Origin of the sequence: Jiella endophytica, from assembly GCF_004519335.1 — a bacterium.
Lineage (GTDB): Bacteria > Pseudomonadota > Alphaproteobacteria > Rhizobiales > Rhizobiaceae > Jiella > Jiella endophytica.
Genome location: NZ_SOZD01000001.1, coordinates 732,503 through 744,211, shown reverse-complemented (window position 1 = coordinate 744,211; position 11,709 = coordinate 732,503). Strand labels below are relative to the sequence as shown.

Below are 11,709 nucleotides of genomic sequence, written 5' to 3'. Positions count from 1 at the left end.
GGGGCGGATACGGAGGACACGCGCGGCTCAAAGGCTTCGGGATGGATCACTTGTTCCTATTTTGTTCTATATCTTCCTGCAGAGTCAAGCGGCCGGATGCGCCCAGTCTCGGCTGCGTCATCCTGTAGCGCGGCAGCCCCAACGGCCCTTGCTGCGAGGGCCTTCAAGCGGTGCCGGGACCACAGCTGCGCACCGATCGCGGCAACGATCATGGCGCCGGCCAACAGAAAAGTGAGCCGCATGCCGCCGGCGATCGCCACTGGCGTCGCATGGACGAAATCCTTGCTTCCGACGCCGAAGGCGAAGACCGCGCTCATCAGCGAAGCCCCTGCGATGAGGCCGATATTGCGCGACAGGTTCAGAAGGCCGGAGATCCTGCCATGCCGCTCCTTCGGCGCCGGTTCGAGCGCGGCGGTGTTGTTGGCGGCCTGGAAGAGCTGGTAGCCCGGCGTCAGCACGGCGATCGACAGCATGTAGCCGGCAACCCCGATGGCGTTCGGCAGCAGTGCCAGCAGCACGGCGCCGCAGGCAAGGCAGGAAAGCCCGGAAAGGAGCACCCGGCGGCTGCCCTTCGCGTCGACGAGGCGTCCCGAGGGAACGCCGCTGACGATCGAGATCGCCGGCCCGATTGCCATGACGAGACCGATCGAGGCCGGCTGCAGCCCGAGGCCGAGCTGCAGGTAGAACGGCCCGACCACCAGCGTCGTCATCATCACCGCCGCGACCACGAGATTGAGGGCGAGACAGCCGGCAAGGCCGCCGGCAAGATCGCCGTTCGGGGCCTGCCACCCGCCCGGCGCCGCGGCCTTCCGCCGGGCTGCTCCTGCCGGCAGCACCGCCACCGTCAGAACCAGGGCGATCGCCGCCAGCGGCACCTGCACGAGAAACACGCCGCGCCATCCGAAGGCCGGAACCAGCAGGCCGCCCAGCGAGGGGCCGAGCGCCGTTCCCAGTGCCGAGGCGGTGCCGAGAAGGCCCATCGCTCGGCCAAGCCGCACCCCGGCGCACTGGCGCATCAGCGCCATGGAGAGCGTCATCAGGAAGGCCGCGCCGACGCCTTGGACGGCCCTTGCGCCGACCAGCAGCCACAATGTCGGCGCCGCGCCGCAGCCAAGGGACGCCGTCAGGAACAGGCAGAGCCCGGCAACCAGCCCGGGCTTCAGCCCGAGACGGTCGCCGAGCCGCCCGGCGAAAACGACCGCGACCGTCATTGCGGCGAGATAGGCGACGACGACCGCCTGGACGGTCGAGAACGGCGCCGAAAACGCCTCGGCCAGCGCCGGCAGGGCGATATTGGCGATGCTGGTTCCGAGCGATGCCAGCAGCATCGCCAGCGCCAGCGCCGCCGTCACCCATGATTGCCTGCCTCCGGATGTATTCAGTTCGACCCGATTCATCGCCTTTCCCGCTTGCCCGTTCGATCATTCGGGCGCAGGCTGCCACTTCAAGCCGACTTGAGGTCAAGCATGAAACTTCTGGACATCGGCGAGGTCGCCGCAAGAACCGGAATCAAGGCCTCGGCACTGCGCTACTACGAGGAGGCCGGGCTGATTTCCTCGGTGTCGCGCCACGGGCTGCGACGGCAGTTTCTCCCCGACGTGCTTTTGAGGCTTAGGCTGATATCGATGGGCAAGTCGGCGGGGTTCTCGCTCACAGAGATCGCCGCCATGTTCGGCAGCGACGGCGCGCCGGATCTGCCGCGCGATGTCCTTCACCAGAAGGCCGACCGGATCGACCGGCAGATCCGCGAACTTTCCGCGCTGCGCGACACGCTCCGCCATGTCGCCGACTGCCCGGCGCCGTCGCATATGGAATGCCCGAGCTTTCGCCGGCTGGTGACGCTGTCCGGCCGGCACGCCGCCAGGCGCGAAAAGACGCGGCGGGGAGGGCGGGAGTTCGGCTAGCAGGCGTTCGAGCGATAGCGCGTCGATGTTGCGGCCGTCGTGGAAGATACCGGGTCAATCCCCGGACGACACGGCCCTAAAGCCTTTCCGGCCGGCGAGCTGACGGCGAAGACAGCACGAGCGTTCGCCTACGACATCTTGGAGATGATTGATCAATGGCGGATGGGGTGGGATTCGAACCCACGGTACGCTCTCACGCACGCCGGTTTTCAAGACCGGTTCCTTAAACCACTCGGACACCCACCCGTGCCTTGATTTCGTTAGCGTTTTCGGATTTCCGCCTTGCCCGAAAAAGGCTGTTGCTACCGAATTGCTACCGAACGGCCACTAGGCAGGCTTTACCGCCCGCCGGATCGCGGCGTCAACCTGCTCGGCCGCGTCCTCCTGCATGCCCGGCATCACGTGGCTGTAAAGGTCGAGCGTGATGGCGATCGTCGAATGGCCAAGCCGTTCCTGCGCAATCTTCGGGTGGACCCCGGCAGCGAGCATCTGCGTCGCGTGGCTATGCCGCAGATCGTGAAAGCGGATGCGGGTCAGAGCAAGCTTGGCGGTGATTCGCGACCACTCATGCGTCAGAGACCGAGGCTGTACGAGACGACCGTCCACCTGGGCGTAGACGAAAGCGTCGTCGTCTAGCCTGAGACCGAGCCGCAGCTGTTCCTCGGCTTGCCTTACTCGATGAGCGCGAAGCTCTTCAACGACCGTCGAGGACAAGCTGACGACGCGAGCCAGGCCCGACTTCGTTTCCTTCAGCCTGACAACGCCGTTAATCTGCTCTGCGGTCTCGACGACGGCGATGGTTCGGCGCTCAAGGTCGATATTTCTCCAGCGCAGGGCGACAATCTCGCCTCGTCTCAGGCCACACAGGACAGCGAGGAGAACCGGGACGAAGATCCGGGTAGGCCGCACGGCCTCCAGCAGCTCGGCCGTCGTGGTGGCGCCGTATGCGCCCATCTGCTTACGCTCGACCTTCGGCGGCTTGGATGCCGTCGCCGGGTTCTTCGCGACCATCTCCCAAGTCACCGCCTGATTGAGCGCCTTGATCAGGACGCGGCGCATGTGATGCACGGTGCGGGGTGACAATCCGCCTTTGCCGTCCCGCCGGCCGCTCTCCAACGCCTTCGTCCAGGCTGCATCGATTCGCTCGGTCTTCAGCTTGGACAGGGTGACATCGCCGAGGAGGGGGACAATGTTCTTCCTGGCGATCTCGGCATAGCGCTCATGGGTCTTCGGCGAAACGCCGGTCTTCACGTGATCGAGCCAGCGATCGAGGTAAGAGGCGAGGGTGGTCTTCGTCGGCTCGGTATAGCCGCCGTGCCTGATCAGCGAGACGAGCCGCGCGCATTCCTCCTGGGCCTGCCGCTTCGTGCCGGCAAAGCTGTGCCACTTGCGGCGGCGCTTGCCGGTTTCAGGATCGGGGACGTCGAGGATGATCGCCCAACGACCGGGGGAACGCTCGCGGATGTGCCCTTTCATTTCGATCTTCCTCCGTCGCGACCAACCTCTCCATTTTCCTTCCGCTTAAATCTTTCCTGCAATCGCGTTAGCCAACCGGGCTGCTCCCAGAAAGGAGGCGCAATATCGAAGCGTTTCGCGAAATCCTCAGGATCAGCTTCCTCAAGAGCTTTGAGTTCCGCAATTCGCCCTTCCCAAAATTTATCTTTTTCCTCGTCCGAAAGCTTTTCGTATACCTCTCTCTGTTCCGAGCTTTCGTTATTAACATGAATGCTTATGTATCGATTTTCTTCACGTTCTTTTTGCTTGGCAATCGCGTTTTCTGTTGCTTCACTCGCTTCGGCGATCCGCCTTTCTGACTCGCGCATTCCATCACTGAGCGTAGCCGCATCAACAATAGAATTAATAATTCCGAATAACGTTACAAGCATAGCATGCAATCCAATCATTCCACGCTCGGCAACATCTGCGTGATCAAAAGCAAGGTCCAATATATCTATTACTTCGGATCGTCCAAATAAAACATTCTCTGTGTCAAAATTTACCAGAGATTTGTAGGCCGTAGCGATATCGGCGGACTGCTCCACAAGGGTGCTCACGCCATTGCTGGCGATGTCAACTATCTGATCGAGTTCTTGGTCAGCGACCAGACCGATCTTGCACAAGCGACGTATCGCATCGGAGCGTGTCGCAATGCGGTTTTCAAACCGCCAATCGTCGATCGCCTGCAGTTCTTCCTCTGACATCATGATCGGCACGCGATTTTCGCGCGGCTTTTTGACCATCTTATTGACCTTCACTTCAATCGTTATCCTCCACTCCATACGAAATAGGCACAACTGGCACAAGGATGGATTGACCTCGCACGGAAAATGATTAAGAATCCATTATCGGCACAAGTTGTGCTGGATCGAAGAGAACGGAGACGGAACGCAGATGACTATCGACGAGGCGTTACGGCGCCCGACAATCTCTGTCCCTGACGCAGGATCGGTGTTCTACGGATTGGGGCGGTGCGCCTCATACGAAGCGGCGAGGCGAGGGGACATTCCGACAATCAAGATCGGCGGGCGCCTGTTGGTGCCGGTCGTGTCGCTGGCCGAGAAGGTCGGGCTCAAAGCCAGGATCGGGGACGCCGCATGACGTCTTCCCCGAAAACGAAAAGGCCCGGCCAGGACCGCCATCCTGCCGAGCCTCTGACATCAACCAAATGGGGCTTAGTCAATGCACACTGACACCATTACCACCGAAGGCCAGCAGGCGTCCATTCGTAAAAGCATTCGCCACCTAATTGGTGAAGAGATCGAGCGGCTTATCGGCTTGCTCGACCTGCTTGACGGCGACGCGGACCTTGAGGACGTCGGCGACGACGAACCGGACCTCGGCGGCAGCAGCTACCCTACGGATGCCGGCTGGCAGTATGACCTCGAAATGGAGGACGAGCTGTGAGCCGCCGGAACCTCCAACTCAGCGAGCCCTTCGGCGTGTCCGACATCTACGTGTCGGGGTGCACAACGGCCGACGACCTCGGCGACGGCATGGCGCGGCTGACGTTTTACAGCGTCCAGCGGTGCCCGCACACCGGCGCTGCCGAGTATGTCGTCCAGGCGAAGATCGTCCTCTCGCGATCGGCTCTGTCCGACCTTGCGCTGACGGCTGCTGCCGGTCCCGAACCTCTCGCCCCGGCCCAAGAGCCGGCGCTGCAGCATTGAGGGGGCGGCGATGACTGACGAGATCAGCGACGAGGAACTGGAGCGGCAGCTTCGGCAGAAATGGTTCGGGGGCGATAGCGCCCCCGCCCGGGCCGTCTACAGCGACGAAGAGGCAAGGCTTGCCCGGCGATGGTTCGGAACGGACAACGCCGACCGGCTCGGCAAGGCCAGTGATGGGCAGCGGGTTCGCATTGCTCCCGTCGTCGAGAAGGTTGAATGGTGGTGGGTTCGCAGCACCGACCTCATGCCGGATGAGTGGCGGGTCCAGCGGATCGTCAATGGCCGGAAGGAAGAGTGCGAGTCCGGTCGCGATCCGCAGGTTCTGACCCGCATCCTCGCCGAGCACAGGCGCCGCAATATCCCATGTCTCAGGGTCCGCTTGGAGGCCGACAAGCTTGGAGACGCCAAGCAGGCACCCGCTCGTCGGAAATCTTTTCAGGAACGTTTCGGCAACATCGGAGGTGCCCGATGACTGACAGTCCTCTGACCCCTCCCGAGCACGAGCACAGCGCCGCGATCGACGAGGCGGCCCGCTGGCTCGCCGGTCAACAGACCCGGCCCCTTCCGATCGTTCCGGCGCTTCGGCGCCGGTTCGGTCTAACACCCGTCGAAGCATGCCAGGCCATCCGCGAGGCCGGCCTGATCAGAGCGAGGGCGATGTGATGGAAGTCAAAGGGCCGAACGAGGAACAACCAGATCGGAAGCGCGTGGACTTCGGCAAGCCCGGTGATGATCATCGCTTCCACCTGGGACGCGACGACTGGCGGCGCCGCGCATGTGCAGAAAAGAAGATGCCGAAGATTGCCATCCGAATTGCCGGCATCCTGGCGGACCATCTCAACCGCCAGGACCTCTATTGCTACCCGACCGACGAGCAACTCGCGATCAAGCTGCAAACCTCTGAGAGGAACATCGGCAAGGGTCTTCGAGCACTGGATGGTTTCGGTTACATCGAGCGCAAGACGATACCCAAGCGCGACGAAAACCGAGAAGTCATCGGCCGCGTCCGCAGCATCTATCTCACGGTGCCGGTCACATCCGCCCTGCCGATCTCTGCTCGGGAGCCGTCGCCGACCGGGATCGCGGGTCGCATTCAGTCCCTGCGCAACAGCGTCAAGACCGCTGTCGGAGGAGGTGAACGGAACACTTCCGAGGTGAACGGAACGGAAGTGAACGGAACACCCGAGGTGAACGGAACAAATCGGGCAGGTGAACGGAACGACGGGGTTCCGAATACTCCTGATAATAATACCCCTGATAATTCGAGATTCGCCACGAAAGGAAAGTCTGGCTCTTACGCACACGCACGTGCGCGAGGGAATCCGTTCCGTTCACCTGGCTCATGGGGTGATGACCTCAACTTCCTTTCTGTTTTCGATCGGTTCGTGATCGAGACGACCGGCGGGCAGGATCTGGAGGCCGGCGCGATCGAGCGAGTGACACAGGAGGCGTTCGACCGGGCGACTGACAGCGACGAGATGTTCATGCCGTGCCACTGGGCCGCCTTCCCGCACGAGCGGAAGGAGTGGTTCCGCTGGCGGGCTTCTCAGCTGGTACATCATCGGGAGGCTGCATGACCGACCGCGGCGACCTTACCCCTCGCGCCTTCGACCGGTTGACGCGGACCACCGAGACCGATTTCGTATGGACGGCGAGCGGCATCGCGCGTTTCCTCGGCTGCGGCCCGGATCTGGTGCGGTCGATGCGAGAGGCAGGCGCACCGATCCGGCAAGTCCGCAAGGGCGGGCAGATCTACGCCTCCAGGGCGGAACTTCTCGACTGGCTGAAGTCTAACGAACGGAGGGCTGGATAGAGCGATGGGACGCGGGCTTAGCCCTCTCCAGCGCAACCTTTTGGCGGCGCTGGAGCATTACTCGAACACGGGCAATCACATGCCGGCCTTTGCGCGGGCGGAAGATCTGATCAAAGCGCTGGGGCTGAAGAATACTGCATCAACGCAAGCCGCCACTTCCAGGGCCCTGCGTCGGCTCGCCGAGCGAGGCCTTATCACGATCTATGTCGCCAAAATTCACCGACAGGGCCCCGGCTACCGGTACGGTCCGCGTATCGGCTAACGTTACCGTCACGCGGATCACGCGTGACATCACGTGACAGGCCACCCGCCATCTGAGGCGGATAGTCCCACAGAAACCCACAAAACCGCAACCTTCCCAAAGGCATAGCTTCGCCCGCGCGCGTATGGTGCGGGCATGAAATGGCCCTTTGCCCGCACTGCACCGATTGAGACGAAAGCGACCCCGAGCGGCACGTCCGTCCCCGAGGACTGGATGTTCGAGCTGTTCGGCGGCGGCCTGGTCGCCGACTACGCCGTCACCGGTCGGCAGGCCTTGGAAGTGCCGGCGGTCGCAAGTGCCATTTCCCTGATCTCCGGCTCGATCGCCTCGCTTGACCTGATGGTGGAGCGGCGCGACGGCGACAGCTGGAAGGCCGCACCCCATCCCGTCGCCGATCTCCTGTCCGACCAGCCGAACGACTGGAGCGACACCTACACACTAATCCGGGATCTGGTCGCCGCGGCGCTCTGCAACAACGAAGGCGCGCTCGCCTGGGTGAACAAGACCAGCGGGCGGCCAGTCGAGATCGTCCACTACGCTTCGGGCAGCTTCACCGTCGACTATTCGACAGATGGGCGGGCGGAGCCGTCCTATCGCATCGGCAACCGCCCCGTTCCGCCGACCGATGTCATCCACATTCGCGGTCCATTCGAGAAGTGCCCGCTGCGGCTTGCTGCCGGCGCCATCGGCGTTGCGGCCAAGCTCGAAAGACATGTCGGCAGTTTCTTCTCCCGCGCGGCCCGTCCCTCCGGTGTCATCACCACGCCCAAGGCGATCGGCGACGAGGGCATCAAGCGGATGCTCAAGGGCTGGAAGGCTGCTCATGAAGGCCCGGACAGCAGCGGCAAGACCGCGGTGCTGTTCGACGGCGCGACATGGGCGCAGATGACCATGACATCGGTCGACGCGCAGATGATCGAGACATGGCAGTGGGCCATCAACGAGATCGGCCGACACTTCCGCGTCCCGCCCGGTGCCCTCTACGACTTCTCGCGTCAGACCTGGAGCAACATGGAGTCGGCGCAGAAGGAATGGCTCGCCGGCCTGGAGTTCTGGCTTCGACCCCTCGAAAGTTCGATGCGTCGCGCGCTGTTCTCGCCTGAAGAGCGGCCCGAATGGCGCGTCCGCTTCGATCGAGACGACTTCTCGGCCGTCGACCTCACTGCCCGCGCGACTGCCGTCTCCAGCCTGATCAGCGCCGAGGTGCTGAACCGCAACGAAGGTCGCGACTGGCTCGGCCTCGGCCCGCGGGAGGGCGGTGAGAGCTTCGGCAATCCGCACATCAACCCGACCACCGGCGCCCCTCAAGGCGCTGCCGGCGCTGCCGCACCGCAGGAGCCCGCGACCAATGACGCTTGACGAGATCCTGCACAACGTCGCCGACCAGGACCGCGGCAAAGAACTCGAACTCGCCGATCCGATCGACAGCAAGCCGACCGGCATCAAGCTCTGGATCGTCGGACCGGATAGCGACACGGCGAACCGGGCGCGTATCGCTTTCGCCGACGAACTCGCCGAGATGGCGGATATCGAAGGCAAGATCAGCGCGACGAACCGGGAGAAGGCGCGGCTCAACGCCCTCGCCAGGCATGTCATCCGCTGGGACATCGTCGAGGCTGGCCAGCCGGTGCCGTTCACAACGGCAAACCTCCTTCGGCTTCTCCGGGTCCATTGGGTGCAGCAGCAGGTCGACGCCTTCGCCGTTGATCGCACCGCCCATCGGGGGGATGCCTGATGGACCATCTGACGCTCACCACGAAGCAGCTCGCCGTCGAGGTGGACGGCACGATCGAGGGCATCGCCTGGCCCTACGCGACACCGGACCGTGCCGGCGACATCATCGTGAAAGGTGCGCTGCGGCTGCCGGTGGCCGAGCTGCCGATGCTCCGCAACCACGACACCGATTCCCTGATCGGGCTGTGGAACACGATCGAGGAGCGCGACGACGGGCTTCACGTCAAAGGGCGGCTCAACCTCAAGGAATCGATGCTGGCGCGCGGTGTGCGCTCGCAGATCCTGACCGGTCGCCTCAACGGCCTTTCCATCGGCTTCCGTGACCGCGGTTCGACCCGGCGCGGCCGCAACAGGGTGCTCTCGGCAATCGAGCTCGTCGAGGTGTCCATCGTCCGCGAGCCCTCGCACCCGGAAGCTCGCATCACCCACTCGAAATCCTTCGACGCGGCCCGAGCGCTCGCCGAGGCCATCAACCGCGCCACGGCGGCGCTCACCATGAGGACCAACCCATGACGCAGCACATGCCACCGATCGAGTTCAAGGGCGACGACGGCGATCCCGTCGAGATCGTCACCAAGTCGCTCGATGATCTCCAGAAGTCGGTCGACGATCGCCTGAAGGCCGTCGAGACCAAGGCCGACACCTCAAAGCTCGTCGAGCGCATCGACAAATTGGAAGCCAAGGGCAACCGCCCGATCGGCGACGGCAGGCAGGAGAAGGACGACGAGATCGAGAAGAAGGCTCTCTCGACCTTCCTGCGCTCCGGTGTCCATGCCCTCGACGACGTCGAGAAGAAGACCCTGAACCTCGGATCGAACCCCGCCGGCGGCTATGTCGTCGCGCCGGAGTTCTCGACCCGCGTTCTGCAGACGATCTCCGAACAGAGCCCGATGCGCTCTGTCGCGAACATCATGTCGATCGGCACCACCGAGGTCTACATCCCGAAGCTCATCTCGAATGTGCAGCCGGGATGGGTGACCGAGACCGGCCCACGGCCGACCTCCGAACCCGCCTTCGACCAGCAGAAGATCGAGGTCTTCGAGCAGGCCGTGATCGTCCCGGTGTCGCAGCAGCTTCTCGAAGACAGCTTCCTCGACCTGGAAGCCTTCCTGCGCAACCACATCGCCCGCGAGTTCGCCAAGATGGAGGCAGCGGCTCTCGTCAACGGCGACGGCAACGGCAAGCCGAAGGGCTTCCTCGCCGATGCGGCGTCCTACGAAGCTGTCCCGGTCAAGGATGACGGTTCCGATCTCGTCGACGCGCTGATGGCGCTCTACTACGCCCTGCCGACCGAATATGCCCGCCGGGCGACCTGGGCGCTGAACCGGAAGACTCTCGCGGCTATCCGCGGCCTGAAGGATGCCAACGGCGCCTTCATCTGGCAGCCCGGTCTCACCGAATCGGCGCCGGCTTCGCTTCTCGGCCGACCGATCGTGGAAATGGTCGACATGCCGGATCTCGCCGATGGCGCCTATCCCGTTGCGTTCGGTGACTTCCGGACCGGCTATCAGATCGTTGACCGTGTCGGCATCCAGACCATGCGCGACGACTACACCGGAGCGGACAACGGCATCGTGAAGATCCGCGCCCGTCGCCGGGTCGGTGGCGCCACCGTCATGCCCGAAGCAATCGCGGTTCTGGAAGGGGTGGCGGCAGCATGAGCACCGTGACCAAGAGCCAGTCTGAGATCGACACCTTCGTGGCTGACCTTCGCAAGACCAGGGGCGGCGTCTCCGTCACCGAGGATGATGGCGAGACCGTCATCCGCATCCGCGACGGCGACGAGCACCGTTTCAAGGTCTCCAAGTCGAGGAAGGCCGACTGATGCCCTCTCGCGCTCCCCGAGCCTGTGGTCTGTGCGGTGGCATCCATGCCTATGGGAGCCGCTGCCCGAAGGCCGTCGAGAGGCACAAGGAGCGCAAGGCGGTCTCTGACAAGAAGCGGCCGAGTTCGAAGGCCCGAGGCTACACCGCCGAATGGACCCGAGAGAGCAAGGCCTTCCTCGCCGTCTATTCCTCCTGCCGCCGATGCGGGCGACAGGCGACCCTCGTCGATCACATCAAGCCGCACAAGGGCGACAAGGCGCTGTTCTGGGACAGACGCAATTGGCAGCCCCTCTGCACCCCTTGTCATTCCGGCGCCAAGCAGAGCCAAGAGCGCCGCTCTCCCGAGAGGTAATCACCCATGGCCAACCTGTTGTTTGCCACCGCCGGATCAAAACTCGACATCGGGCCTGTGAAGGCATTCCAGGACACCGATCTCACCGCGTCCGACTTCACCACCGGATCGCCGACCTGGACAACGATCGGGGGAGCAACGAACCTCGGTTCTGCTGGTGACACGGCAAACCTCGTCACGACGGAACACATCCTCAGCGCTCGCACCCGCAAGCTGAAGGGCACGCGAAACGCTGGCTCGATGACCGTGGTCTGCGACATCGACTATTCCGACGCTGGCCAGATCGCCCTCGTCGCTGCCGAGAAGACCAGGGATGCCTATTCGTTCCGCATGACCTTCAACGATGCACCGCAGGGCGGCACGCCATCGCTGCGGTATTTCACCGCCCTCGTCATGAGCGTCGTCGAGCAGTTCGATGAGGCCAACAGCGTCATGAAGTTGAACGCCACGCTGGAGATCGACAGCAACATCGTGCGCGTCGCAGCGGCCGAAGCGTGAAGATGACTGAGGCCACTTGTCGGCGCAGCGGCTCCCCGTCCCAGCGCCAGAGAGCCGTTGCTGAAGGGACGAGGAACATCGAGCCCCCTGGCGGAGAGGCTTTCGCCTCCCGCAACGCAACATGGCAGGCTGATCCTTACAATCAACTGCTAG

The 11,709-nt window shown here is 63.4% G+C and carries 18 protein-coding genes and 1 tRNA gene; 15 read left to right on the top strand and 4 right to left on the bottom strand.

Annotated features, from left to right (window positions below; all coding sequences use genetic code 11):
• Positions 1–56: 56 nt before the first annotated feature.
• On the bottom strand, positions 57–1,397 hold the full coding sequence (locus E3C22_RS03495) for an MFS transporter (protein WP_134760241.1): 1,341 nt from the start codon (positions 1,395–1,397) through the stop codon (positions 57–59).
• 69 nt (positions 1,398–1,466) lie between these two features.
• Here E3C22_RS03495 and E3C22_RS03490 point away from each other — a divergent pair, with 69 nt between their 5' ends.
• Positions 1,467–1,904, top strand: a complete 438-nt coding sequence (locus tag E3C22_RS03490) for a helix-turn-helix domain-containing protein (protein ID WP_134760239.1) — start codon at positions 1,467–1,469, stop codon at positions 1,902–1,904.
• Positions 1,905–2,060: 156 nt separating this feature from the next.
• On the opposite strand, the gene E3C22_RS03485 is transcribed toward E3C22_RS03490, so the two are convergent.
• The 3 genes from E3C22_RS03485 to E3C22_RS03475 form a co-directional block, all read right to left on the bottom strand.
• Positions 2,061–2,150, bottom strand: a tRNA-Ser gene (locus E3C22_RS03485).
• A gap of 81 nt (positions 2,151–2,231) precedes the next feature.
• Positions 2,232–3,380, bottom strand: a complete 1,149-nt coding sequence (locus E3C22_RS03480; RefSeq protein WP_134760237.1) for a site-specific integrase — start codon at positions 3,378–3,380, stop codon at positions 2,232–2,234.
• Positions 3,377–4,159 (bottom strand): hypothetical protein, encoded by a 783-nt coding sequence (locus E3C22_RS03475; protein WP_134760235.1) that lies wholly within the window; start codon positions 4,157–4,159, stop codon positions 3,377–3,379. Before E3C22_RS03475 ends, E3C22_RS03480 begins: the two co-directional genes overlap by 4 nt.
• Before the next feature lie 136 nt (positions 4,160–4,295).
• On the opposite strand from E3C22_RS03475, the gene E3C22_RS03470 reads away from it, so the two are divergent.
• The 14 genes from E3C22_RS03470 (at position 4,296) to E3C22_RS03405 (ending at position 11,556) form a co-directional block, all read left to right on the top strand.
• On the top strand, positions 4,296–4,502 hold the full coding sequence (locus tag E3C22_RS03470) for a DNA-binding protein (RefSeq protein ID WP_134760233.1): 207 nt from the start codon (positions 4,296–4,298) through the stop codon (positions 4,500–4,502).
• 81 nt (positions 4,503–4,583) lie between these two features.
• Complete coding sequence (locus E3C22_RS03465) at positions 4,584–4,808, top strand: hypothetical protein (RefSeq protein ID WP_134760231.1); 225 nt, start codon at positions 4,584–4,586, stop codon at positions 4,806–4,808.
• On the top strand, positions 4,805–5,071 hold the full coding sequence (locus tag E3C22_RS03460; protein ID WP_134760229.1) for a hypothetical protein: 267 nt from the start codon (positions 4,805–4,807) through the stop codon (positions 5,069–5,071). Before E3C22_RS03465 ends, E3C22_RS03460 begins: the two co-directional genes overlap by 4 nt.
• A gap of 10 nt (positions 5,072–5,081) precedes the next feature.
• On the top strand, positions 5,082–5,543 hold the full coding sequence (locus E3C22_RS03455; protein WP_134760227.1) for a hypothetical protein: 462 nt from the start codon (positions 5,082–5,084) through the stop codon (positions 5,541–5,543).
• 190 nt (positions 5,544–5,733) lie between these two features.
• Positions 5,734–6,648 carry a hypothetical protein gene (locus tag E3C22_RS03445; protein WP_134760223.1) on the top strand — a complete coding sequence of 305 codons (915 nt, stop codon included), beginning with the start codon at positions 5,734–5,736 and terminating at the stop codon, positions 6,646–6,648.
• Entirely contained in the window at positions 6,645–6,884 is a 240-nt protein-coding gene (locus tag E3C22_RS03440; RefSeq protein ID WP_134760221.1) for a DNA-binding protein, read from the top strand. Before E3C22_RS03445 ends, E3C22_RS03440 begins: the two co-directional genes overlap by 4 nt.
• 4 nt (positions 6,885–6,888) lie before the next feature.
• Positions 6,889–7,146 carry a helix-turn-helix domain-containing protein gene (locus tag E3C22_RS03435; RefSeq protein WP_134760219.1) on the top strand — a complete coding sequence of 86 codons (258 nt, stop codon included), beginning with the start codon at positions 6,889–6,891 and terminating at the stop codon, positions 7,144–7,146.
• A gap of 213 nt (positions 7,147–7,359) precedes the next feature.
• Entirely contained in the window at positions 7,360–8,505 is a 1,146-nt protein-coding gene (locus tag E3C22_RS03430; RefSeq protein WP_167591613.1) for a phage portal protein, read from the top strand.
• Complete coding sequence (locus tag E3C22_RS03425) at positions 8,495–8,881, top strand: hypothetical protein (RefSeq protein ID WP_134760215.1); 387 nt, start codon at positions 8,495–8,497, stop codon at positions 8,879–8,881. The genes E3C22_RS03430 and E3C22_RS03425 overlap by 11 nt, the downstream gene beginning before the upstream one ends.
• A complete protein-coding gene (locus tag E3C22_RS03420; protein WP_134760213.1) occupies positions 8,881–9,393 on the top strand; it encodes an HK97 family phage prohead protease in 513 nt (170 codons plus the stop codon). Before E3C22_RS03425 ends, E3C22_RS03420 begins: the two co-directional genes overlap by 1 nt.
• Positions 9,390–10,541, top strand: a complete 1,152-nt coding sequence (locus E3C22_RS03415; RefSeq protein ID WP_134760211.1) for a phage major capsid protein — start codon at positions 9,390–9,392, stop codon at positions 10,539–10,541. The genes E3C22_RS03420 and E3C22_RS03415 overlap by 4 nt, the downstream gene beginning before the upstream one ends.
• Positions 10,538–10,705 carry a hypothetical protein gene (locus E3C22_RS24380; RefSeq protein WP_167591612.1) on the top strand — a complete coding sequence of 56 codons (168 nt, stop codon included), beginning with the start codon at positions 10,538–10,540 and terminating at the stop codon, positions 10,703–10,705. Before E3C22_RS03415 ends, E3C22_RS24380 begins: the two co-directional genes overlap by 4 nt.
• Entirely contained in the window at positions 10,705–11,058 is a 354-nt protein-coding gene (locus tag E3C22_RS03410; RefSeq protein WP_134760209.1) for an HNH endonuclease signature motif containing protein, read from the top strand. The genes E3C22_RS24380 and E3C22_RS03410 overlap by 1 nt, the downstream gene beginning before the upstream one ends.
• Before the next feature lie 6 nt (positions 11,059–11,064).
• A complete protein-coding gene (locus E3C22_RS03405; RefSeq protein ID WP_134760207.1) occupies positions 11,065–11,556 on the top strand; it encodes a hypothetical protein in 492 nt (163 codons plus the stop codon).
• Positions 11,557–11,709 lie beyond the last annotated feature (153 nt).